We start from the raw sequence: 23,799 nt of genomic DNA on the forward strand, positions 1-23,799 counted from the left end.
CCAGGCATTTTCCGAATGGCTACGCTTGAGCCTCAGGGAACGGCCAGGCTATTCGCGAACAAAAGGCCGACCGCGGACAGGGCAAGGGGAGAGCGGGGGATGCGTTACGGGATGTTGCTGTGGTGTGCGCTGGTGTTCTGGCCACTGGCGGGTTTTGCCGATCCGGCGGGCAGCGATATTGCCGTGGTGGCACCTGACGCGGCGCCTGACGCGGTGCCGGCCGAGCTGCGGATCGAGAACCGCACGGTCATGACTTTCCGGGGCAACCTGCTGGGCGAAACCCCGGAGCTGCGCGTACGCCGGGCCAAGGCGGCCATCGAGGACGCCCTGCAGGGCGCCGGCGAGCTCGCGGTGAGCGTCGACCCGATCCAGAGCAGTTACATCGTGCTGCTGGGATACAGCCGCGCCTTCATCGTCACTCCGCAGGATGTCGACCCGCCGGGCAGCTCGGTGCGCGTCGCGGCGGAGCAGGCGGCCGACAACCTGCGCCGCGTGGTGACCGAGAGCGGTCAGGCGCGCAACCTGCGCTTCCTGCTGATGGCACTGGGCTATTCGGCGCTGGCCACCGTGATCTATTTCTTGCTGCTGCGCGGCGTCAGCCTGGGGCGGCGTCGCTTGTTCGAACGCATGCCGCGCCTGATGAGCCAGCACAAGCAGTGGTTCAGGATGGGCAACACGACGCTGCTCGACGTGCAGTACCTCTATTACCTGTTCGGCCGGCTGGTCTGGCTGCTCTACTGGGTGGTGGTGTTCCTGTTCAGCTACCAGTGGCTGAGCTTCGTGCTGTCGCAGTTCCCCTACACCCGGCCGTGGGGCGAGAGCCTCAACGTGCACCTGATCGACCTGGCGCGCTACCTGCTCAACGGCGTGCTCGACGCCTTGCCGGGGCTGGCGGTGGCGCTGTGCATCGTGCTGATCGCGCGAGGGGTCAGCAGCTTTTCCCGGCGCCTGCTGCAGCGCCTGGCGCGCCCCGGCACCCTGGGCTGGCTGACCGAGGAAACGCTGCAGCCGACCACCCGGCTGACCTCCCTGGCGATCTGGCTGTTCGCCCTGGTGATGGCCTATCCGTATCTGCCGGGCTCGGGTACGGAGGCCTTCAAGGGCGTCTCGGTGCTGATCGGCCTGATGATCTCCCTCGGCGCCTCCAGCGTGGTCGGCCAGGCCGCCGCCGGACTGATCCTCACCTATTCGCGGACCCTGCGCGCCGGGGAGTTCGTGCGGGTCGGCGAGCATGAGGGCACGGTGACCGAGGTCGGCATGTTCAACACCACCATCCGTACCGGCCTGGGCGAGGTGCTGACGCTGCCCAACTCGATGATCACCGGTTCGGTGACCAAGAACTACTCGCGCATCGTCCAGGGCCAGGGCTATGTGGTGGATACCGTGGTGACCATCGGCTACGACACGCCCTGGCGCCAGGTGGAGGCCATGCTGATCGAGGCGGCGCGGCGCACCGAGGGCATCCTCGACAAGCCGGCGCCCGCCGTGTTCCAGACCGCGCTGTCGGACTTCTACCCCGAATACCGCCTGGTGGCCCAGGCCATTCCCAGCGAGCCGCGGCCGCGCGCCGAGCTGCTGAGCGTGCTGCACGCCAATATCCAGGATGTGTTCAACGAGTACGGCGTGCAGATCATGTCGCCGCACTACCTGGGCGATCCGAACCATCCCAAATGGGTGCCGAGGGACCAGTGGTACAGCGCCCCAGCTCGCCCGCCGGGCGGCGATGTGTCGCGAAATGAATAAGGGCGACCGCTCATTCAATCGATGTTGCGGCTCTCGAACTCAAGGCCCAGCGCCAGATCGCCGCAGCCGAGCCGGCTGAGCCATTGCTGGGCCTTTGCGCCGGACAGGTGCGCTTCCAGCTCGGCTCGGCTCGCCCAGCAGGTCTGCAGCTGCCAATGGGTGGCATCCAGCGGCGTCAACTCGCCGGACTGGCAGCCGGGTTGCAGGCGGACCTGCTCCAGTAGTTCGCCGAGGTAGTCACCCAGCGCGGTGGCCTGGCCGGGGAACGCCTGGACGCGGACGGTGGCAATGGCGGACGGGGACATGGCGGGGCTCCTTTCTGCGGACTGGTCAGGCGCCATTGGGCGCGGGCAGCGGTTGGCCGGTAAAGGCCGGAACCGGCTTTCAAAACCGATGCTGGAAGGTTAAGCGCGCCGCTCCTGAGCTTGAACCGCCAATTCCCCGGAAAAGCACCAGGCCAATCCATTCGCTTCATGCAGGAGTCCCCGTAGGAGCGGACTCCGTCCGCGATGCTTTTCGATTGAATCGTCACGCTGGTGCGGCTGGTGACATTGATCGCGGACAGAGTCCGCTCCTACAGGGAAACTCGTGCGCTCGGGTCGGCCCTCACCCTAACCCTGGCTGCGCGCCCCGCTCAAGGGGAGAGGGGACCATTCGGTGCAGGAGGAAATCTCGCTCTCAGCCGGCACGGACATCTCCCTCTCCCTCCGGGAGACGACTGCATGGATGCAGGAGGTAGAGCGACGCAGGATGCCAAAGCCGAGGGCTGGGGTGAGGGGAAGTGCAGGCACGGAAGGCAGATGTAGGGCGCATAACGCCTCGGGCGTTATCCGCCGTCGTGGCGGATGACCCGTTCCGGGTTATGCGCCCTACAACGAGCGCGCCAGATCAGCCCAACTGCTGCAACAGGTCCCGCACCTTGTCCAGCGCCGGGTCGATGTCCAGCGTGTCGATGGCGCCAAAGCCCAGCACCAGCCCGTCGCGCGCCGGCTCCCGGTCGTAGAAGGGCGCCAGGCCATAGAGACCGACCTCGACCTTGCGCGCCAGCTCCATCAGCAGCGGCACGTTGGTCGGCTGGCGCAGCAGCGCGGTGAGGTGGAAACCGGCCACCGTGGGCACCGGCTCCAGCCAGGGCGAGAGGTCGCCCTCCAGCCGGGTGAGGATGCGCTCGCGGCGGCCGGCGTAGATGCCGTGGCAGCGGCGGATGTGCTTGAGCAGGTAGCCCTCGGCCATGAACTTGGCCAGCGCCCATTGCGGCAGGGTGGAACTGTGCCAGTCGCACAGCTGGCGGGCGCGGATCACCGCCGGGAACAGCGAGGGCGGCAGGATCAGGTAGCCCAGGCGCAGCTCCGGCAGCAGTACCTTGGAGAAGGTGCCGATATAGGCCACCACGCCGTGGCGGTCGAGGCTCTGCAGGGCGTCGGTGGGGCGCCCTTCGTAGCGAAACTCGCTGTCGTAGTCGTCCTCGATCACCAGTGCGCCCAGCTCCACCGCCCGCGCCAGCAGCGCCTCGCGGCGCGCCGGGCTCATCGGCATGCCCAGCGGGAACTGGTGCGAGGGTGTGGTGTAGATCATTCGCGTGCCGTCGGGAATGCGCTCCACCTGCATGCCTTCGGCGTCCACCGGCACGCTCACCACCTCGGCGCCGAGCATGCGGAACAGCAGCCGCGCCGGCGGGTAGCCGGGGTCTTCCATGGCGACCTTCTCGCCCGGGCGCAGCATCACCCGCGCCAGCAGGTCCAGCGCCTGCTGCGCACCGTTGCAGACCATCACGTCGTCCAGCTGGCAGTTCACCCCGCGTGCATAGGCAATGTGCCGGGCAATGCCGTCACGCAGCGGCGCGATGCCTTCGGAGCGGCTGTAGTGCCCGCGCGGCGTGTTCATCTGGCGAATCGCGTAATTCACGCAGCGCCGCCATTCCTCCAGGGGAAACTGCAGCTGGGTGGTGGCGCCGCCGATGAAGTCGGCCCTGGCCGTGCCTGCGTGGCCGGGGTGGCTGAGGCGCGGGTCGAGGCTGGCCCAGTGATCGATGTTGGCCTGGCTTGCGAAGCGGAAATTCGCCTGGCGTCGTTCGTTGTGGGGTACCCGCGCGTTGACGAAGGTGCCGCTGCCGACCTTGCCCACCAGTACGCCCTCGTAGGTGAGCTGCGCGTAGGTGTCGGAAATGGTCTTGCGCGAGATACCCAGCTGCTCGGCCAGCAGGCGGCTGGGCGGCAGCCGGGTGCCGGCGGCGAGGCGCCCGGAATCGATGGCTTCGCGCAGCTGGCGATAGAGTTGCCCGGCCAGGTCTTTCTGGCCGTGGATGATCAGGTGAAGCTCCAAAGCTGGCTCCGGCAGGCGTGGCAGAGCTGGAAGAGTAGCGCCGGGCGGATTGGCCGGTGAAGTTGCGTGGTGAATTTCCCGCGAATTGGCCACCGCTGCCGCGTCCGGCGCCCCGCACAATGCGATTGTGCCCATCCCGAGGAAAGCACCATGCAGCCGCGCCTGGACTATTACACCGCATCCCCCGAGGCCCTGAAGGCGGTACTGGCCCTGGAGGCGGCGATCTTCGAATTGTCCGTCGAGCGACCCCTGCTGGAGCTGGTGCGCCTGCGCGTCTCGCAGGTGAACAACTGCGCCTTCTGCGCCGACATGCACGCGATGGAAGCCCGGCGCGCCGGGGAGACGGAGCGGCGGCTGTTCGCCGTCAGCGTCTGGCGCGAATCACCGTTCTTCACCGAGCGCGAGCGGGCGGCGCTGGACTGGTGCGAGGCGGTGACGCTGCTGTCAGAGTCGAAGGTGCCGGAGGCGGTGTTCCAACAGGCGCGGGAGCAGTTCAGCGAACGCGAGCTGGTGGACCTTACGGTGGCGATCGGGGCGATCAATGTGTGGAATCGGCTGGGCGTGTCGTTCCGCCAGTTGCCGCCGGTCTGAGGTTCTTGTAGGGCTGGGGGCGCGTGCGAACCGGCCAGCACCAATGTGGCCGGGAAATTGTTCGCGAGCAAGCTCGCTCCTACGAAAAGCCACTGGCGCAAACCGCCAGCCGGGAGCGCTGGGTTCCTCTGTAGGAGCGAGCTTGCTCGCGAACCGCCTCAGCGACATGGCTACCCATTAATTCGTTCCAGAGCAAAACCCAGCTCCTACAAGGGTTGCGCCACGGCGGGCCGCCGCAACGGCAGGCAGCACAACGCCCCGACCAGCAAGGCCCCGGCGGCGGCGCCCAGTGCCGGGACGAAGCTGCCGGTCAGCCCGCGCAGGCCGCTGGCCACCAGTGGCCCGACGATCTGCCCGACGCCATACAGCGCCGTCATCGCCGCCAGCATGTTGAAGCGCACTCGGCCGGCCACTGCACGCGCTGCCGGCATGGCAATGGTCACGGTGCCCATGAAGCTGCCGCCGACCAGCACCGCGCTGCCCAGATAGAGGAAGGCCGACTCGCCCAGCGCCGGCAGCATCACGCCCACCGCCTGTACCAGCAGGTTCAGCGCCAGTGCCCGTCGGCTGCCCAGGCGCAGGTGCAGGCGGTGCCAGAGAAAGCACGACGGCGCCGCGCCCAGACCGAAGGCCGCCCACACCTGCAACGGGTCGATGGCGCCCAGGCCGCTCTTCATCAGCAGCGGCAGGTAGGTGGCGGTGATGATGTAGCCGAACCCCGCGAGCCCGTAGACCAGCAGGATGATCGGCGCGGAGAACTGTGGCGCCTGGCCTGCATGGGGCGCCGCCTGCTGCGCGGTGGATGGCCCCGATTGCCGGAGCGCCGGCGCGGCCAGCAGCGCCAGCACCAATCCGGCCAGCGCCAGCACGCACCAGATCGCCGCGCTGCCCAGGCCGAAGGCGTTGCCGGCGACGATCAGCTCCGCCGAAACGAGGATGCCGATACCGACGCCGGCGAACATCATCGGCGCCCCCTGGCTTTCGCCCATGCATTGCAGCAGCCACTGCGCCGCGCCCACCAGCGCCATGGCACTGAGCACGCCGGCCAGCAGGCGCACGCCGATGGCGAACCCGGTTGGCGCCGGGATGGCCATGGCGGCCAGGGCAATCAGCGTACCGGCCAGGGCGATCGCACTGATGCGTGCGGCATGGCGTTCATGGCTGCGCGCCAGCAGCAGCGCGCCGAGCAGGTAGCCGGTGTAGTTGGCCGAGGCGGCCAGGGAACCGCCGCTGACGCTGAGCAGGCCGTCGCGCACCATCAGCGGATACAGGCCGGTGAAGGCGAAGCGACCAAAGCCCATGCCCACGGCGAGGATCAGCGCGGCGGAGAAGGCGGCAGGCAGGCGTCGCGAGGGCTTCACGGACGGGCCTCCAGGGTTTCCCGCCAGCGCTGGAAGGCACCGGTGGCATAGCCGTCGCGCCAGATCAGCAGGGTGTCGACTTCCATCAGCGGGACGACCTGCAGGTCCGGCATCTCCCGTTGCAGTTCCAGCACCGAACGCGGCAGCACGCCGAAGCAGGAGCCGGCGTTCACGCAGGCGAGGATGCCGTGGTAGGAGCCGACTTCCTGCACGGCGAGCGATGCGCCCTTCAACCAGCGTTCCAGCAGCTGGCGGTAAGTGCAGCCGCGGGCGAAGCCCACCAGGGTGCGGATCTGCACATCCTCGGGGCGGGTTACCGGCGGGTGGTCGCCGGGCAGCACCAGCAGCAACTCCTCGCGGAATACCGGTTCGGCGCACAGGCCGCGCTCCAGCAGCGATTCGAAGCCGGGCTCGGCATGCAGGATGTCCGGGTGGGAGATCAGCGCGCAGTCCAGCCGACGCTCCAGCACCTCATTGATCAGTTTCTGGCTGTGCCCGGTAGTGACGTGCAGTTCCACCTCCGGGTAAGCGCGATGAAAGCGCGCGAGGATTTCCGGCAACCGGCTCGCCGCGGCGGCTTCCATGCTGCCCAGGCGCAGGCTGCCGGTGGCGCTCTGCGGGTGCAGCGACTGGCGTGCCTCGTTGGCGAGGGCCAGCAGCTGTTCGGCATAGCGGAGGAATTCGCGGCCCTGGTCGGTCAGCGTCATGCGTTTGCCGTCACGCAGGAACAGCGCCGCGCCGAGGTCCTCTTCGAGCTGGCGGATGCGCGTGGTGACGTTGGACTGCACCCGTTGAAGGCGAGCGGCGGCACGGGTGACGCTCTGTTCCTCGGCCACGCAGCGGAAGATTTCCAGACTGGAGAGATCCATGATTAATCTTCAATAGAGAACGTGTTGCGGCAAATATTCTCTTCATGAGATGGTAAGTCAAGCGGCGATACCGCCGGATCGACGACGAGGACTCCGTCATGCCCATCACCGAACTGCTCGGCATCCAGCACCCCATCATCCAGGCACCCATGGTCGGCGTGTCCACGCCGGCGCTGGCGGCGGCGGTGTCCAATGCCGGTGGCCTTGGTTCCATCGGCCTTGGCGCGAGCAATGCCACGCAGGCCCGCACGCTGCTGGAGCAGACCCGTGCGCTCACCGACGGGCCGCTGAACCTCAACCTGTTCTGCCATCGCCCGGCGCAGGCGGATGCCGAGCGCGAAGCGGCCTGGCTGGAGCACCTGCGCCCGTTGTTCGCCGAGTTCGATGCGCAGCCGCCAGCGAAGATCACCGAGATCTACCGCAGCTTCCTGGCCGATCCCGAGATGCTGGAATTCCTGATCGAAGCGCGCCCGGCGGTGGTCAGTTTCCACTTCGGCCTGCCGCCGCAGGCGTGGATCGACCGCCTCAAGACCGCCGGCATCCGTCTGCTGGCAACCGCCACCTGCCTGGACGAAGGCCGCGCCATCGAGGCGGCGGGTATCGATGCCATCGTTGCGCAAGGCTACGAAGCCGGCGGCCACCGTGGCGTGTTCGAGCCGGAGAAGGACGCGCGCATCGGCACCTTCGCTCTGGTCCGCACGCTGGTGAAGGGGGCTGGGCTGCCGGTGATCGCGGCGGGCGGGATCATGGATGGGCAGGGCATGCGCGCGATGTTCGAACTGGGCGCGCAGGCGGTGCAGATGGGCACGGCGTTCATCTCCGCCGACGAATCCTCGGCCAATGCCGCATTCAAGGCGGCGCTGCGTGGCGAGCGGGGCGAACGCACCGAGGTGACGGCGGCGATTTCCGGCCGCGCCGCGCGGGGCATGGTCAACCGGCTGTTCACCGACGTCGGGCGCGCGGATGCGCCAGCGTTGCCCGACTATCCCATCACCTACGACGCGGCCAAGGCGCTGACCGCCGCGGCTACCGCCAAGGGCAATACCGACTTCGCCGTGCAGTGGGCTGGGCAGGGCGCGCCGCTGTCGCGGGAGATGCCGGCGGCGGAGCTGCTGGAAACCCTCATGGCCGAGTTCCGCTCGGGTCTGTAGGAGCGAGCTTGCTCGCGAACCACCTGACGCCGGCGCCATCGGGGAGCCTGTTCGCGAGCAAGCTCGCTCCGACAAGAAGTGCCGGCTCCGAGCGCATGGTTCACTGGGCGCCGACGGCGGCCGTGGGCTTCGCTCGAGGCCGCCAGAGTTCGGCCAGCAGCACCCCGCCGAGCGTCAGTGCGCCGCCGACCAGGTGATAGCCGGTCAGCCGTTCGCCCAGTACCACGGCGGCGATGGCGGCGGTCAGCACCGGCAGCAGGTTGAAGAACAGCGACATGCGGCTCGGCCCCATGCGCGCCACGCCTTGCATCCACGCCAGCGCACCGACGATGGAGGCGAACAGGGCTGCATAGAGCACCAGCGGCAGGTTGGCGGCGCTCAGCCCCATGTGTGGCGAGGCCAGGTACAGCGGCAGCAGCGCGAGGATCGCCACGAGCACCTGCAGGTAGAGCATCACCAGCGGCGGCAGGCGCAGGTTCCACTTCTTCAGCAGCACGCCATACACCCCATAGGCGAGGGTGGCGACGATCATCATGCCGTCGCCCAGGTTCACGCCATGGCTGAGCAACTGGTGCGGGTTGCCCTGGGTGATCACCAGCAGCACGCCGCTCAGCGACACCAGTGCGCCGAGCAGGGCCGCGACACTCATCCGGTGGCCCAGCAGGGTCGACGCCAACGCGAGGGACATCAGCGGCATCAGCGAGAGGATGATGCCCATGTTGGTGGCCGAGGTCAGCGCGGCGGCGTAATAGGCCAGGCACTGGTAGACGGCCATGCCGAGCAGGCCGAGGGTGACGATCTTGCCGAGGTTGGCGCGGATCACCGGCCAGTGGGCGAGGGTGGCGCGCAGCAGGAAGGGTGTCAGCAGCAGGCCGGCCAGCAGCCAGCGGAAGAAACCGATCTCCGCCGGGGCGATCTGCCCCACGGCGAGCTTGTTGACGACGGTGTTGCCGGACCAGATGACCACGGCCAGCAGGGGGAACAGGTAATTCATGGTGGAACGCTTCCGGGGATAACGGTGCGTATTGTCGGCCCGTCCGAATCGAGACGTATAATGAAATCCGGACAATCCACCCCGGCATTCGGACATGACCCGCGCCACGGCACTTTTCCCGCCCGCTTTCGACGCCTTGCCGTCGGACATCTACTTCCGCTACGACGAGTTCGACGCCGGCAGCCACTCGCCCAGCCATCGCCACGCCTGGGGCCAGCTCAACTACGCCTCCCACGGGGTGATGGAGCTGGAGGTGGACGGCCAGCGTTTTCTCTCGCCGCCGCAGTACGCCGTGTGGGTGCCGCCGGGACGGGAGCACAGCTGCTACAACCGCCAGGCCATTGTCTACCGGTCGCTCTATGTGTCCGCCGAGCTGTCGCGCAAGCTGCCGACCGCGCCCTGCACCCTGGCGATCAGCGACATCCTCAAGGCTATCCTTTCCGACTTCGCCGCCCGTGAGGTGAACGTCCCGCAAAGCGATGCGGACCGGCGCCTGGCCGACGTGGTGATCGACCAGTTGCAGGCTGCGCAGCCCCACGACGATTACCTGCCATACGCCAGCGGCGGCTCACTGGGCGAAGTGCTGGCCGCGCTGCAGGCCGTGCCCGGCGACAACCGCACCCTTGCCCAGTGGGCTGAGCGCGTGCACAGCACCGAGCGCACCCTGGCGCGGGCCTGCCAGCGGGAGTTGGGAATGTCGTTCGGGGAATGGCGCCAGCGTTTGCGATTTCTCGCCGCCATCGAGGCGCTGGGATCGGGGGAAGGGGTGCAGCAGATCGCCTTCAACCTGGGCTACAGCAGCCCGTCGGCGTTCATCGCGATGTTCCGCCGGCTCTCGGGTACCACGCCAGAGCAGTACCGCGCCACCTTCCGCGCGCTGGAGCAGGCGTGAGGGACTTGTGATTTCGTAGGAGCGAGCTTGCTCGCGAACGGATTTCCCGGCGACTTCAAAGCTGGGGCAGTTCGCGAGCAAGTTCGCTCCTACAAGGGCCGCGTGCGCACAACACGACGGTTGCGAACGCAGTACCGCCTCGTAGGAGCAACTGTCTCCTTCTGGGGGGGCGTGCCGATACATCCCCCTCACCCCAGCCCTCTCCCCCTGGGAGAGGGTTAGGGTGAGGGCCAACCTGAGCGCAGATTTATCTCGTAGGAGCGGACTTCGTCCGCGATGCTCTCCAGCGGGAGACGCGATCAGCCCAGGTCGCCTTCCAGCGCCAGCAGCTCTTCCACGCGCTGGCGGCGGCGGATCAGCTTCGCCTCCGCGCCTTCCAGCAGCACCTCGGCGATCAGCGGACGGCTGTTGTAGTTCGACGACATGGACGCGCCGTAGGCACCGGTGTCGTGGATCAGCAGCAGGTCGCCGACCTGGGCGCGCGGCAGGGCGCGGGGGATGACCACGCCGCCATCGCCCTGGGTGAACACGTCGCCGGACTCGCACAGCGGGCCGGCCACCACGGTGTCGATCACCTCGCGGCTGGCCACGTCGCCGGCCAGCACGCTGATGCCGTGGTAGCTGCCGTACATGGACGGGCGCATCAGCTCGTTGAAGCCGGCGTCCACCAGCACGAAGTGATTGCGGCCGGCGTCCTTGGTGGCGCGCACTTCGCTGAGCAGGCAACCGGCCTGGGCGACCAGGTAGCGGCCCGGCTCGATCTCCAGGTGCAGCTTGTGGCCGACCACGGCTTCGGCCGCCTTGCGCGCGTTGTCCCACAGCTGGAAGTAGTGCGCGGTGTCGACTTCCGGGTCGCCGTCGCGGTAGGGGATGGACAGGCCGCCGCCGGCGGAAATCCCGGACAGGTCATGGCCGGCGTCCTTCACCAGACGCACCAGGCCGAGCATGGCCTCGCCGACCTGGGCCAGGTGGCCGTAGTCGACGCCCGAGCCGATGTGCATGTGCAGCCCCACCAGGCGCAGGCCGCGTTCGCGGATCACGTCCAGGGCGGCATGCAGGTCGGCGTGCCAGATACCGTGCTTGGAGTGTTCGCCGCCGGTGTTGGTCTTGTTGCTGTGGCCGTGGCCGAAACCGGGGTTGATGCGCAGCCACACCGGGTGGCCGGGGGCGACTTCGCCCAGCTGGCGGAGCATGTCGATGGAGCCGGCGTTCACCGGGATGCCGTGCTCGACCACGGTTTCCAGGGTGGCGCGGTCCAGCAGGTCGGCGGTGAAGACGATCTCGGATTCATCCTCGCGGCACGAGTAGCCGGCGGCCAGGGCGCGCAGCAGCTCTCCCTGGGACACCGCGTCGACCTTCACCCCCTGTTCGCGCATCAGGCGCAGGATGTGCAGGTTGGAGCAGGCCTTCTGGGCGAAGCGGATGATGTCGAAGCTCTTCAGGCGCTCGATCTGGCCGCGGATGGTGGCGGCGTCGTAGACCCACAGCGGGGTGCCGAATTGCAGGGCGAGCTGTTCGGCGCGGGGCAGGGCGAGGAAGGGCATGAATGGGCTCCGAAGGTAGATGGCGCTAGTCTACCGGCCCTTTGCATGTCTGAATAATGCCGCTTGTTATCGGATCAATTCAATTTTGATATAGGGTGCAGCCCACGCCGGCCTCGCGCAGGCGCTGCACCAGCACCCCGGCTTCTGCCTGAAGCGCCGCCACGAAGCGTTCGCGCAGCGGCGTGGCGGGGCGGTACAGCGGCTTTGCCACGCTCACCTGGAACGGCAGCGAGAATGCCAGCGGGCGCAACTGGATGCCCTGGCCCTGGAACATCAGCGCGGTGATCGGGTTGACCACGGCCAGGCCCAATCCCGAGCGGACCATGCTGCACACCGAGACGGCGCTGTGGGTTTCCACCTGCATCTGCCGCTGCACCCCAGCAGCGAGGAATACGGCGTCGATCAGGTGCCGGTAGCGGTCGCTGGTGGCCAGGCTGACGAAGGGCTGGCCGGCGAAGTCCGCCGCTTCAAGGCGCTCGCGGGCCAGCAGCGGATGGCCGTCCGGGAGGATGCACACCTCATCCACCGCCAGCAGCGGCTGCAGTTCGGTGCCGCGGGGTGCGTCGTCGTTCTCGATCAGGCCGATGTCGTGGTGCTGGGCGCTGAGCGCCTCCTCCAGGTGCGGCGACTCCAGCGCCGCCACCTCCAGGCTGATGGCCGGGTTCTCCCGGCTGAAACGCTTGCAGGCTTCCGGCAGCAGCGCCTGGGACAGCGCCGGCAGGCAGCCGATGGAGAACTTGCCCTCGGCGAACTGCCCCAGGCTCCCGGCGAAGGCGACGATGCGGTCCAGCCCGGTGAAGGAACGCTCCACCTCCTCGAACAGCATCAACGCCCGCGCCGTCGGCGCCAGCCGCCCGCGCTCGCGCAGGAACAGCTCGAAGCCGACCAGTTGCTCCAGCCGTGCCAGCTCGCGGCTCACTGTGGGCTGGCTGGTGTGCAGGAACGCTGCGGCGCGGGTGACGCTGCCGGTGGTCATGACCGCGCGGAAGACTTCGATGTGGCGGAGGGTGATCATGCTGGGTCCGATGCTGGAGTGCGGGTCATTGTGTCGTTGTTCGGGTTAGGGCACCAGTGGGGCCAGGCAGCGCGTTCGCGGACGGATTGGGAGCGTATCGAGGTCTGGCGCGGTATGTCGGTGCGGACTTTGTCCGCTTATCGCGGGCATGGCCCGCTCCTACAGGAATAGTGCGCGGTCGACCTGTAGGAGCTGGCCATGCCTGCGACAGGCCCAGCGCATGGCGTCAGGATGGAATCACATAGGGCGTTATTCGCCGTTTGGCGGATAACCCGTTCCAGGTTATGCGCCCTACGTTGCTGGAACTGGGCGGCATCAGGCTTGGACTATCACTTCGAAGCCGCCGAAGATCATGCGTTGCCCGTCGAAGGGCATGTCACTGAATTCGGTCTTCATCCGTGGGTCCTCCATGAACTTCTTCATGCCCGCGTCCCGCACTTCCTTGCTGGGCCAGGTGATCCAGGAGAACACCACGGTCTCGTCTTCCTTGAGCTTCACCGCCATGGGGAAGGAGGTCACCTTGCCCTCGGGAACGTCGTTGCCCCAGCACTCGACGACGCCGAGCGCGCCGTACTCCTTGAACATCGCCGCCGCCTTGCGCGCCACCTCTATGTAGCGCTCGCGGCTGGCGGTGGGCACTGGTACGAGGAAGCCATCGACATAGGTCATCGTTCATCTCCTGCGGGTGGACGGACGGCCGGATGCCGCCTGCCTTTGATCAGTAGTCGAAGGGCGAAGGGCGGGATCGACAGGATGGAGGAGTGGGGCGACGGGCGGTCGGCGAGGGGGCAGGAGCCGGCACGTTGGGGTACGACTGTTCGCGGTTATCTGCCGTCTTGTTCGGTGTTTCTGCGCCGCTTCGGCGTGCTCGGATGTCTTCTGTTTCGCCCCCTCGGGCGAGTTACTTTCTCAAACGACAGAAAGTAACCAAAGGTCTTTGCCCCATCATCCGGGTCCCGCTTCGCGGGACTTCCCTCGCTCCATCGAAGTTTCAGGGGCACGCCGCGAAGGGCCATCCCTGGCCCATCGCGGCTCTCGCGGCATCCATGCCGCTCAACCCCTGAAACTCCGATTCCACTCGGCCTCCTGAAGGGGCGCTCGGAGTGCGCGGAGGTTTCTCTGGAAGTCTTCAAGAGCAAGAGCAAGAGCAAGAGCAAGAGCATCGCGGGCATGGCCCGCTCCTACGGGTGAGTGCAAGGCGTCTCTTGTAGGAGCGGGCCATGCCCGCGATTAGAGTTACAGGCAACGCCGAGCTATCCGCCGTGATGGGTATCGCTGCGCTCCACACCATCCTACGAACCTGCATTCCTGCGAGATTCGTTCGCCAACTGGGCTCAGTGGAAATCCCGACTCCGCACATCCAGCCCTTCCAGCAGCTCGCTCAGATCCGTCAGCCTTCCGGCGATCACATGGCGCACGCCATCCTTGGCTTCCAGGGTGCCGTCCACCTGCATCAGGTGGGCGCTGAGGAAGGGGCGGCGCTGCTGTTCGGCGAGGTCGCGCCAGACGATCACGTTGATCATGCCGAACTCGTCTTCCAGGGTGACGAAGGTGACGCCGCTGGCGGTGCCGGGGCGCTGGCGGCCGACGACGAGGCCGGCGACGCGCACCGGGCGGTCGGCTTCCAGCTTCAGCAGGTCGCGCGAACTACGGCAACGGCGGGCCTTGAGGGCGCCGCGCAGCAAGGTCATGGGGTGTGGACCGAGGGTGGTGCCGAGGGTCGCGTAGTCGGTGAGCAGGTCTTCGCCACGGCTGGGCAGCGGCAGGCTGACCGGCGCTTCCTCGGTGACTTGCCCTGCGAACAGCGGCAGCTGCGGCTCGACCCCGGCGATCGCCCAGCGCGCCTTGTGCCGGTGGCCGGCGAGGCCGCGCAGGGCGCCGGCGTCGGCCAGCTGTTCGCGGGCGCGGCCGTCGAGGTGGGCGCGCAGGCAGAGGTCGGCGACGTCGGCGAAGGGGCGTTGTTCGCGCGCCTGGGCGATGGCACTGGCGACCTCTTCGCGCAGCCCGCGCACCATGCGCAGGCCGAGGCGGACCGCCGGCTGGCGGTCGGCGATGGGCTCCAGGGTGCAGTCCCAGTGGCTGTAGCGCACGTCGACCGGACGGATTTCCAGACCGTGGCGGCGGGCGTCCTGCAGCAACTGGTCGGGGCTGTAGAAGCCCATGGGCCAGCTGTTGATCAGCGCGCAGGTGAAGGCCGCCGGCTCGTGGCATTTCAGCCAGCAGCTGGCGTAGGTGAGCAGGGCGAAACTGGCGGCATGGGACTCGGGGAAGCCGTAGCTGCCGAAGCCTTTGATCTGCTCGAAGATGCGCGCGATGTACTCCTGTTCGTAGCCCTTGGCGGTCATGCGTTCGAACAGTTTCTTGCGGTGCGGCTCCAGCCCGCCGTGGCGTTTCCAGGCAGCCATGGAACGGCGCAGGTCATCGGCCTCCCCGGGCTTGTAGTTGGCGGCGATGATCGCCAGTTGCATCACCTGTTCCTGGAACAGCGGCACGCCCAGAGTGCGCTCGAATACCGGCTTGAGTTCCTCTGAGGGGTAGTCGACCGGCTCTTCCTTGTTCCGCCGCCGCAGATAGGGATGGACCATGTCGCCCTGGATCGGGCCGGGGCGGACGATGGCCACTTCGATGACCAGGTCATAAAACTTTTCGGGCTTGAGGCGCGGCAGCATGGCCATCTGCGCGCGGGACTCGATCTGGAATACGCCCACGGTGTCGGCGCGGCTGATCATTTCGTAGGTCTTGGCGCAGTCCTGCGGCAGTGTGGCGAGGGTCCATTGCTTGCCGCGATAGCCGGCGATCAGGTTGAAGCAGCGGCGCAGGGCGCTGAGCATGCCGAGAGCGAGCACGTCGACCTTGAGCAGGCCGACGGCGTCGAGGTCGTCCTTGTCCCACTGGATCAGGGTGCGCTCGGGCATCGCCGCGTTTTCCACCGGCACCAGGGTTTCCAGCGGCTGCTGGGAAATGACGAAGCCGCCGGGGTGCTGCGACAGGTGCCGGGGGAAGCCGACCAGTTGCGACGTCAGGGCCAGCACGCGGCGCAGAATCGGGCTGTCCGGGTCGAAACCGGCTTCCACCAGGCGCTCGGGCGGCGGCGCTTCACGGCTCCAGCTGCCGCAGCAGTCGGCCAGCGCGCCGATCTGGTCCGGCGGCAGCCCCAGCGCCTTGGCCACGTCGCGTACCGCGCCGGCGCCCCGGTAGGTGCTGGCCACGGCGGTGAGCGCGGCGCGGCTGCGGCCATAACGGCGGAACACGTACTGGATGACCTCCTCGCGGCGGTCGTGCTCGAAGTCGACGTCGATGTCCGGCGGCTCGTTGCGCTCGCGGGAGATGAAGCGTTCGAACAGCAGCTTGGCCTTGGATGGGTCCAGTTCGGTGATGCCCAGGGCAAAACAGACCACCGAGTTGGCCGCCGAGCCGCGTCCCTGGCAGAGGATGTTCTGGCTGCGGGCGAAGGCGACGATGTCGTGGACGGTGAGGAAGTAGCTGTCGTAGCCCAGCTCGGCGATCAGCTCCAGCTCGTATTCCACCTGTGTGCGCGTTTTCTCGGTTTCGCCATCGGGCCAGCGCCGCTTGATGCCTTCCTCGGTCTTCTCCCGCAGCCAGGTAGTGGGCGTATGCCCTTCGGGCACCAGCTCGCGCGGGTATTGGTACTTCAGATCGCTCAGATCGAAGGTACAGCGCCCGGCAATCTTCAGCGTCTCTGCCAGCAACTCGGCGGGGTAGATCGACGCCAGTGCCTCCCACGGCCGCAGATGCCGTTCGCCATTGGGATAGAGAAACCGGCCGGCCTCGTGCACCGGCAGGTGCTGGCGGATGGCGGTCATGCAGTCCTGCAGGGCGCGGCGGCCACGGGCGTGCATGTGCACGTCGCCGCAGGCCACGGCGGGGATGCCCAGGCGTACGGCTTGTTCCTGCAGGCGGCGCAGTTTGCTGGCGTCGTCCGGCCCCTTGTGCAACTCGACGCCGAGCCACAGGCGTTCAGGAAACAGCTCCCGTAGCCAGCGGCCGTCGTCGTCCCCGTCGTCTCGCGGCAGCCAGATCGCCAGCAGGTGGTCGAGGCTGCCGTCGAAGTCCGCGCGCACCAGGCGATAGCTGCCTTTCTCCGCGCGGCGCCGGGCGTGGGTGAGCAGGCGGCAGAGGTTCTCGTAGCCGGTCAGGTTCTCCGCCAGCAGCACCAGCTTTGGGCCTTGCTCGATGGCCAGTTCGCTGCCAGTGATCAGCGGGACTTTGTGTTCCTTCGCCGCCTGCCAGGCGCGGACGATGCCGGCCAGGCTGCATTCGTCGGTGATCGCCAGTGCCCGGTAGCCGAGCTTCTTTGCCCGCTCGAACAGCTCGGCCGCGCTGGAGGCGCCGCGCTGGAAGCTGAAGTTGGACAGGCAATGCAGCTCGGCATAGCCGATGCCTTCGGCCGGCGCGCTCATGCGAACCAGCCGTGCAGCAGCAATGGCCCGTCGTCGCCCACCGGGCGGAACGCCCAGGCGCGCTGGCCGCTGCGGGTGCGCACCTGGTAGTAGTCGCGGCGGATGTCCTCGCCGTCCCACCAGCCGGATTCGATGCGCTCGGGCCCGGCCAGCAGCGCCGGGGCGAATTCGCGCAGCGGTTGGGGTTCGGCCAGTAGCCAGCCGGGGCGCGGGTCATCGGTGACGATCTGCAGCGGCGTGGTGCTGTCTTGCCAGGCGCGCTCGGGGCGATGGTCGGCGCGGCCACCGAGACTGTGTACGGCGTCGTCGCCCAGGCGTGCGCGCAGGCGTTCGCGCAGCTGTTCCCAGGGCAGCGACTGCTGCGGGCGGTCGTCGAACAGCTCGCGGTGCTGCGGCACGAAGGGCGGCAGGTCGTCAGCCAGCAGCCGCACGCTGTGCACCGGGGCGCGCAGTTGCAGTTGTTCCAGGCGGCCACGGGTCAGCTCGAAGAGCATCGCTGCCTCGCGCTCGGCGCTGAGCAGGCCGACCGGCATCTGCGTGTCGCTGCCTTCGTGGTGCTCCAGATAGAGGACGAAGCGCTGCACGCCGCTGTCGCGCCCGGCGAGGAAGGCGGCGAGGTCGGCGGTCAGGCGGCGCAGCGGGAACAGCAGTGCCTGGGTGGATTCCACATCGAAGTTCAGTTCGATGCGCGACTCGAAGCGGTCCGGCGGCCGGTAGAACTCCAGGGTCAGCGGGCGCTGACCGAGCAGGGTGTCGACCTGCCGCAGCACCTGCGGCGGGAAGCGCCGGGCCAGGCTCTCGCGGGGCAGGACGAGCAGCTGCTGCAGGCTGCGCAGGCCCATGCGGCCCAGGGAGGTGGCGGCGTCGCGGTCCAGGCCCAGGCGCTCCAGCGGCATCCGGCCCAGGTACTGGCGCAGCTGCTGGTTGTCGTGGATCGCCAGGCCGTCGTGGCCGTTGGCGAGGATGCGCGCCGCGGCCGGATTGGGCGCGGCGGTGATGCGATGGCGGAAGCCCAGTCCGCTCAACTCCTCGCGCAGGCGCGCTTCGAAGCGCGGCCAGGGGCCGAACAGTTGCAGGCTGGACTCTACCTCCAGCAGCAGCGCGCGCGGGTAATGCTGGCTGACCTGCGAGCTGAAGCCGTAGGCCCAGGCGGCCAGCAGGTTCTGCCAGCGCTGCACGTCGCGCAGGTCGTATTCGGCGGTTTCGAAGTCGCGGCTCAGGGCCTGGGCGGCGGTGAGAGACTGGCCGGGCTTGAGGCCCAGCGCCCGCGCGGCCGGGTTCACCGCTTGCAGCACACGGCGCTGGGGCGGTCCGGCGAGCAGCGCCAGGGCGGCGTCCGGCTCGGAGCGGCCGCGCAGCACGCCGTCCATCGCCAGCTGCGGCAGGAGAATGCAGGCCCAGAGCATGGCGGCCTCAGTGCCAGGGCAGCGGGATGGGCCGCGCCGGCGCCAGGCCGCCACGGCACTTGAGCACGCGCAGTTGCGCCGGGTTGGCGTCCAGCGCCAGGCGCAACGCGGCGGGCGACGGGTTGAGTGCTTCGCGCTGCGAGCGGTAGGCGATGGCCAGGGTCTGCCCGGTTTCGGCGGCCACCTGCAGGCGGCGCAGGGCGCGGTCGTCGGCTTGCTGCGGCCAGCACAGCACGGCGCCGCAACTGCCCGAGCGCAGGCACTGCTCGGCGGCCCAGAGCGCATCGCGACCGGTTGCCTGGACGATGGTGAGCTGGTCCAGTATGACGCCGGCGGCCTGCCAGGCGGCCGGGTAGGGGATGTGGGGCGGTGCGACCAGCACGATGCGCTCTCCCGCCGCGCTGAGCCGCGCAAGGGTCGGCCAGACCAGCTGCAGTTCGCCGGTGCCTTCGGCGGCCAGGAGGATTTCGCTGAGCGCCGCTTCCGGCCAACCGCCGCTGGGCAGGACGGCATCCAGCGCGGCATGGCCGGTGGGTTGCAGGTTGGGCGGCAGACCCTGGGGCTGACCCTTCCAGACCTGGCGCTGGTTAAACAGGGTGTCGAGCGCGACTACGCTGCCCATCACGCGCTCCTGGTCGGCGAGCGGAGGCGGTCATGCGTCCGGCGGGCGAGCTGGGGGATGGGATGGCGGGGCATGGGTGGCTCGAATATGGCTGTATGGATATACAGTTTATCCGGTGGAATGGGGCCGTCAATGGTGGTTGGTCTGGAGGCTATTCAGGCTCGCCGGGGTTGGCCTGTAGGAGCGGACTCTGTCCGCGATGCTTCTAGTTTGGGTGTTACGCGTCGCTGCGGTGCGCGCGCAGACTTTGTGTTTCGCCCCCTCGGGCGAGTCCCTTTTGGCAAACGTCGGATAGCCGCCCTCCCAAAAGGAACCAAAAGGTCTTGCCCCGGACATCCGGTTTTTCGCTTGGGGCGAAAAATGCCCTCGCTGAATCGAAGTTTCAGGGGCACGCTGCGAAGGGCCATCCCTGGCCCATCGCAGCTCTCGCGACATCCATGTCGCTCAACCCCTGAAACTCCGCTTCAACGAGGCCTCCTGAACGGGGCATTCGGCGTGTGCGGAGGTTTCTCTGGAAGACTTCAAGAGCCAAAGCCTGGGCGCTGGCTTTGCCGCTCTCGTAGGAGCGGAGCTTCTCCGCGAATCGTCGGCAGGCCGTACGCGGAGTATCCCTGTACCTTCTCAATCCACCGCGATGGATTTCGCGGACAAGGCCCGCTCCTACAAGGGCTTCGTGCAAAGGGCTACAGCAGCAGATACCCCTGCGGCGCCTTGAACCGCGGCGGGTCGGCGATGAACTTCAACCGCTCCGGCTTCCACCACCCCGGCAGCAACCTCCTCACCGCCGGCTGGTTGAAGCGGTCATCCAGCAGGTAGATCACCCCCGAATCCGTCGTCGTGCGGATCACCCGCCCGGCCGCCTGGACGACCTTCTGCAAGCCGGGGAACAGGTAGGTGTAGTCGTAGCCGTCGCCGAACATCCCCTGCATGCGCTGCTTGATCTCCTCGTTGACCTCGTTCACCTGCGGCAGGCCCAGCGTGGCGATGAAGGCGCCGATCAGCCGCTCGCCCGGCAGGTCGATACCTTCGCCGAAAGCGCCGCCGAGCACGGCGAAGCCGATGCCGCGTGACTGGGTGGTGAAACGGTCGAGAAAGGCCTGGCGCTCGATCTCGTTCATGCTGCGCGACTGCACCCAACAGGGAATATCCGGGTGCTCGGCGGTGAAGCGCTCCAGCGCCTGCTGCAGGTAGGCGTAGCTGCTGAAGAAGGCCAGGTAGTTGCCGGGGCGCGCGCGGAACTGCCGGGCCATCAGGGTGCTGATCGGCGTGAGGCTGGCCTCGCGGTGCTGGTAGCGGGTGGACAGGTTGCTCAGCGTGTGGACTTCCAGCTGCTGGGCGTGGAAGGGCGATTCCACCTCACGCCAGCCGGTGTCTTCGGGCAGGCCGAGGAGGTCGGCGTAGTAGTGCGCCGGGGTCAGGGTGGCGGAGAATAGCGTGGTGCTGTGGGCCACCTTGAAGCGCTCGGCGAGGAAGGGCGCCGGCACCACGTTGCGCAGGCACAGGGTCGAGAGCACCCGCCGCGCGCTGACGTCGTGGCGGGTTATGTCGAACAGCGAGTGCGGCCCGTAGGCCTCGGCCAGCCGGCAGAACAGCATGGCGTCGAGGTAGAAGCGCAGCAGCTCGGCCTCGTTGCCGGTGGGCTGGTCGGTGAGGTGGTCGGTGATGGCGCTGACGGCCTTCTGCAGCGCGGCGATGAACAGGTCGGGGATGGTCGGGTAGATCTGGTACTCCGCATCCTGGTCCTGGTGCAGCTGGTTCCAGTGCCGGCCGACGCGCTCCAGCGCGCTTTTCAGCTTGGCCGGGGCGACCTTGCGCAGGGCGTTGAACTCGCCCTGGTCCAGCTCGGCGCTGTACATGCCGCGGCCGCGCTCGATGAGGTTATGCGCCTCGTCCACCAGCAGGGTGACCTTCCAGTCGTTGAGCACGGTGAGGCCGTAGAGCAGGGCGGTCATGTCGAAGTAGTAGTTGTAGTCGCCCACCACCACGTCGGACCAGCGGCACAGCTCCTGGCTCAGGTAGTACGGGCAGACCTGGTGCTCCAGCGCCACCTGGCGCACCGCTTCCTGGGTCAGCCAGCACTGCTTGAGCGCGGCCTCGCGGGCGGCGGGCAGGCGGTCGTAGAACCCCTTGGCCAGCGGGCAGGATTCGCCGTGGCAGGCCTTGTCCGGGTGCTCGCAGGCCTTGTCGCGGGCGACGTGCTCCAGTACCCGCAGCGGCTGGGCGGCCTCCTGCTGGCGCAACGTGGCGAGGGCGTCCAGGGCCAGGCGTCGGCCGGGGGTCTTGGCGGTGAGGAAGAACAGTCGGTCCAGCTGCTGGCCGGGGAAGGCCTTGAGCTGCGGGAACAGCGTGCCGAGAGTCTTGCCGATGCCAGTGGTGGCCTGCGCCATCAGGGTCTGGCCGTCACGGGCGGCGCGGTAGACCGACTCGGCGAGCATGCGCTGGCCCTGGCGGAAGTCGGCATAGGGGAAGCGCAGCGCTTCCAGTCCCTGGTCGCGCTCGACGCGGTGGGCGCTTTCCTGCTCGGCCCACTGCACGAAGCGCTGGCATTGCAGCTCGAAGAAGGCGCGCAGGTCCTCGGCGGCGAAGCGCTCGCGGAACTCGGTTTCCTTCTGGGTGATGACGTTGAAGTAGACGACGGCGAGATCGATGGCGTCGATCTCCAGCGTCTGGCACAGGAGCCAGCCGTAGACCTTCACCTGCGCACAGTGCAGCAGCCGGTGGTTCTGCGGGATGCGCGCGACGTCGCCGCGGTGGGTCTTGATCTCTTCCAGCAGGTTTTCGCTCGGGTCGTAGCCGTCGGCGCGGCCGCTGACCACCAGCCCCGGATATTCGCCGCGCAACGGCAATTCGGCGATGTAGCCCAGCCCCCGGCGGGAGACCACCGTGGCGTGCCCGGCCATGCCTTCCTGAGCCGTGGGGGCGGGGGTGAAGCGCAGGTCGAGGTCACCTTCCTTGGCGGTGAATTCGCACAGCGCGCGCACGGCGATAGCGTAGCTCACGCGCTTTCCGCCATTTCGTCCGCCCAGCGCACGTAGCAGACTTCCACCGGCATGCCGTGCTCGGCGCAGAAGGCCAGCCAGCGCTTCTGGTTATCCTGCAGGCGGTCGCCGGGGCCTTTCACCTCGATCATCCGGTAGCGCGCCTCGCCGGGCCAGAACTGGATCAGGTCGGGCATGCCGGCGCGGTTGGCCTTAGGGTCGGCCAGCAGGCGTTCGAACCACAGCTTCAGGTGCGCCGCCGGCAGGCAGTGCAGCGCCTGTTCCAGCAGGTTTTCGTCGAGCAGGTCCCAGTGCACGAAGGGGGAGAGGATGCCGGACTTGGCGGCCCAGGTTTCGCGGATCGCCGTCCGGTACGCGTCGCTGTCCAGCAACGCCAGGCGTGCGGCAAAGGCTTCGGCACGGCGGCTGACGAAGTCGCTGCGGTAGAGGTCGCTGGGGCCGGCCTGGAAGGGGTGGAAGAAGGCGCCGGGCAGCGGCGCGAAGATCACCTCCCAGCAGAGCAGGCCGAACAGGCTGCAGACCAGCGCGTTTTCAACGTAGTGCACCGGCGCTTCGTCCTCATGGAGGACGGCCTGCACGGCGAACTCGACGTTGACGTCCGGGCGCTGCAGCTCCAGGTCGATGCGCAGCGGCGGCACGGCCTTGGCGGCTTTCTCCTTCGGCAGACCGAGCTGGCGGACCAGCCGGGTCAGCGCGCGCTCTACAAGCTGCAGCTCGCCATCGCTTTCCGGCTCGGCCAGTGCGGCCTGGACCAGCGCGTGGGCTTCCTCGAAGCGTTGCAGGCGTTCCAGCACTCGGATCTGCCGCTGTCGCGAACCTCCGGCGGTGGTGCGCTGGTACAGCGCCAGCGCGGCGTCCAGCTCGCCTTCGCGCTCCAGCTGGTAGGCCATGCGGTACAGCAGGCGGCCGTGGCGGGCTTGCAGGTAGGGGTTGTCGCTGTGGAAATCGCCCAGTTCGGCCAGCAGCTCGGCGATGGGGTCGCCGCTATCGAAGCGGACGGCGCCGTTCCACAGGTGGATGTAGGCCTCCAAGTCGTCGCGGCGGCGGAAGGCGCGGGAATCGGCGGTGAAGGGCACGCTTTCGTAACGGAAGATGCCGAGGTCGGCGAGGACGAATTCGGACCAGTCCTGCTGCAGGTTGCCGAAGAACAGCAGGCGCAGGCGGTCGCACAGCGGTGTCGCCATCAGCGTGTAGAGCGGGTCGAGGTCCGGATACCAGGCGCCGAAGGGCTGCACCTGCCCGTGGTAGGCGTGCAGGTGCTCGTAGAGCTCAGCCTTCTTCAGCGTGCCGCGCGGCAGGTCATCGCGAAAGCGCGCGAGCAATTCGTCCTTGAGCAGCAGCGGCAGCAGCTCTTCCAATGCCAGCGGGCAGGCGTCGTCCAGCCAGCCCAGCTCCAGCAGCGGCGCAGCGGCACTGGGGATGTCACCGATCTCCGCGTAGCTCAGCTTGCCGGCGCGAAAATGCGGCCCCTTGCGCATCACCAGCCGCACCAGCAGCGCCCGCGAGGGCAGCGGCAGGGAGCGGAAATCGGCGATGAACCGGGCTTCCTCGGCGTCGAGCAGGTCGGCGTAGCGTTCGTCGATCCAGTCGAGGGCGCGGTGGAAGTTGGTCAGGTAGTAAAGGCTGGGGTCGAGCGGCGCGGACATCGGCAGGCACTGGTTTTACATACAGTGGCAAGGATGGCGTGATGGGGGCTTGGCCGCAAGGGTTGTGGCGGCCTTTTATCGGGATATGTCCGACATCGGCTGAGGGGCTCTTTTGTAGGATGGGTGGAGCTTGCGATACCCATGCGGCTAGGTGCGCAGGATCGATGGGTATCGCTTCGCTCCACGCCATCCTACGGACGCTCTTCACGCCCCACGGTGTTTC

The 23,799-nt window shown here is 67.9% G+C and carries 17 protein-coding genes; 4 read left to right on the forward strand and 13 right to left on the reverse strand.

Translation table 11 applies throughout. The features are described from left to right. Positions 1-99: 99 nt before the first annotated feature. Complete coding sequence (locus tag J5M67_RS15460; RefSeq protein WP_243434683.1) at positions 100-1,743, forward strand: mechanosensitive ion channel family protein; 1,644 nt, start codon at positions 100-102, stop codon at positions 1,741-1,743. A 14-nt stretch (positions 1,744-1,757) separates the two neighbouring features. On the opposite strand, the gene J5M67_RS15465 is transcribed toward J5M67_RS15460, so the two are convergent. Next, on the reverse strand, positions 1,758-2,048 hold the full coding sequence (locus J5M67_RS15465) for a putative quinol monooxygenase (protein ID WP_207886218.1): 291 nt from the start codon (positions 2,046-2,048) through the stop codon (positions 1,758-1,760). Positions 2,049-2,631: 583 nt separating this feature from the next. Continuing rightward, entirely contained in the window at positions 2,632-4,065 is a 1,434-nt protein-coding gene (locus tag J5M67_RS15470; protein ID WP_207886219.1) for a PLP-dependent aminotransferase family protein, read from the reverse strand. Between the two features lie 150 nt (positions 4,066-4,215). On the opposite strand from J5M67_RS15470, the gene J5M67_RS15475 reads away from it, so the two are divergent. Continuing rightward, complete coding sequence (locus J5M67_RS15475; RefSeq protein WP_207886220.1) at positions 4,216-4,656, forward strand: carboxymuconolactone decarboxylase family protein; 441 nt, start codon at positions 4,216-4,218, stop codon at positions 4,654-4,656. 206 nt (positions 4,657-4,862) lie between these two features. Here J5M67_RS15475 and J5M67_RS15480 read toward each other — a convergent pair whose 3' ends face one another. Both J5M67_RS15480 and J5M67_RS15485 read right to left on the reverse strand, forming a co-directional pair. Then, positions 4,863-6,017, reverse strand: coding sequence for a YbfB/YjiJ family MFS transporter (locus tag J5M67_RS15480; RefSeq protein ID WP_207886221.1), 1,155 nt, complete (start codon positions 6,015-6,017; stop codon positions 4,863-4,865). Then, positions 6,014-6,886 carry a LysR family transcriptional regulator gene (locus tag J5M67_RS15485; RefSeq protein ID WP_207886222.1) on the reverse strand — a complete coding sequence of 291 codons (873 nt, stop codon included), beginning with the start codon at positions 6,884-6,886 and terminating at the stop codon, positions 6,014-6,016. The genes J5M67_RS15480 and J5M67_RS15485 overlap by 4 nt, the downstream gene beginning before the upstream one ends. Positions 6,887-6,984: 98 nt before the next feature. Between J5M67_RS15485 and J5M67_RS15490 the strand changes: the two genes are divergently transcribed. After that, positions 6,985-8,037: a nitronate monooxygenase family protein gene (locus J5M67_RS15490; protein ID WP_207886223.1), complete on the forward strand. Its 1,053-nt coding sequence runs from the start codon at positions 6,985-6,987 to the stop codon at positions 8,035-8,037. 100 nt (positions 8,038-8,137) lie between these two features. Here J5M67_RS15490 and J5M67_RS15495 read toward each other — a convergent pair whose 3' ends face one another. Then, on the reverse strand, positions 8,138-9,031 hold the full coding sequence (locus J5M67_RS15495) for a DMT family transporter (RefSeq protein ID WP_207886224.1): 894 nt from the start codon (positions 9,029-9,031) through the stop codon (positions 8,138-8,140). Positions 9,032-9,125: 94 nt separating this feature from the next. Between J5M67_RS15495 and J5M67_RS15500 the strand changes: the two genes are divergently transcribed. Then, the gene (locus J5M67_RS15500; protein WP_207886225.1) at positions 9,126-9,923 is read left to right on the forward strand and encodes a helix-turn-helix domain-containing protein; all 798 of its coding nucleotides are present in this window, start codon (positions 9,126-9,128) and stop codon (positions 9,921-9,923) included. A 299-nt stretch (positions 9,924-10,222) separates the two neighbouring features. Here the strand turns inward: J5M67_RS15500 and lysA are convergent, their stop codons facing one another. From lysA to J5M67_RS15540, 8 genes are all read right to left on the reverse strand, one after another. After that, positions 10,223-11,467 carry a diaminopimelate decarboxylase gene (gene lysA / locus J5M67_RS15505; RefSeq protein WP_207886226.1) on the reverse strand — a complete coding sequence of 415 codons (1,245 nt, stop codon included), beginning with the start codon at positions 11,465-11,467 and terminating at the stop codon, positions 10,223-10,225. A gap of 79 nt (positions 11,468-11,546) precedes the next feature. Continuing rightward, complete coding sequence (locus J5M67_RS15510) at positions 11,547-12,482, reverse strand: LysR family transcriptional regulator (RefSeq protein WP_207886227.1); 936 nt, start codon at positions 12,480-12,482, stop codon at positions 11,547-11,549. 315 nt (positions 12,483-12,797) lie between these two features. Then, the gene (locus J5M67_RS15515) at positions 12,798-13,151 is read right to left on the reverse strand and encodes a DUF1428 domain-containing protein (RefSeq protein WP_207886228.1); all 354 of its coding nucleotides are present in this window, start codon (positions 13,149-13,151) and stop codon (positions 12,798-12,800) included. A 665-nt stretch (positions 13,152-13,816) separates the two neighbouring features. Next, positions 13,817-16,903 (reverse strand): error-prone DNA polymerase, encoded by a 3,087-nt coding sequence (locus J5M67_RS15520; RefSeq protein WP_207886229.1) that lies wholly within the window; start codon positions 16,901-16,903, stop codon positions 13,817-13,819. Beyond that, positions 16,900-18,309: a DNA polymerase Y family protein gene (locus J5M67_RS15525; RefSeq protein ID WP_207886230.1), complete on the reverse strand. Its 1,410-nt coding sequence runs from the start codon at positions 18,307-18,309 to the stop codon at positions 16,900-16,902. The genes J5M67_RS15520 and J5M67_RS15525 overlap by 4 nt, the downstream gene beginning before the upstream one ends. A gap of 7 nt (positions 18,310-18,316) precedes the next feature. Next, positions 18,317-18,931, reverse strand: coding sequence for a translesion DNA synthesis-associated protein ImuA (imuA, locus tag J5M67_RS15530; protein WP_207886231.1), 615 nt, complete (start codon positions 18,929-18,931; stop codon positions 18,317-18,319). A 683-nt stretch (positions 18,932-19,614) separates the two neighbouring features. Beyond that, positions 19,615-21,930 (reverse strand): ATP-dependent DNA helicase, encoded by a 2,316-nt coding sequence (locus J5M67_RS15535; protein ID WP_207886232.1) that lies wholly within the window; start codon positions 21,928-21,930, stop codon positions 19,615-19,617. Continuing rightward, a complete protein-coding gene (locus J5M67_RS15540) occupies positions 21,927-23,576 on the reverse strand; it encodes a VRR-NUC domain-containing protein (protein ID WP_207886233.1) in 1,650 nt (549 codons plus the stop codon). The genes J5M67_RS15535 and J5M67_RS15540 overlap by 4 nt, the downstream gene beginning before the upstream one ends. Between the last annotated feature and the right edge of the window lie 223 nt (positions 23,577-23,799).

Source organism: Pseudomonas sp. 30_B, assembly GCF_017491605.1.
GTDB lineage: Bacteria > Pseudomonadota > Gammaproteobacteria > Pseudomonadales > Pseudomonadaceae > Pseudomonas.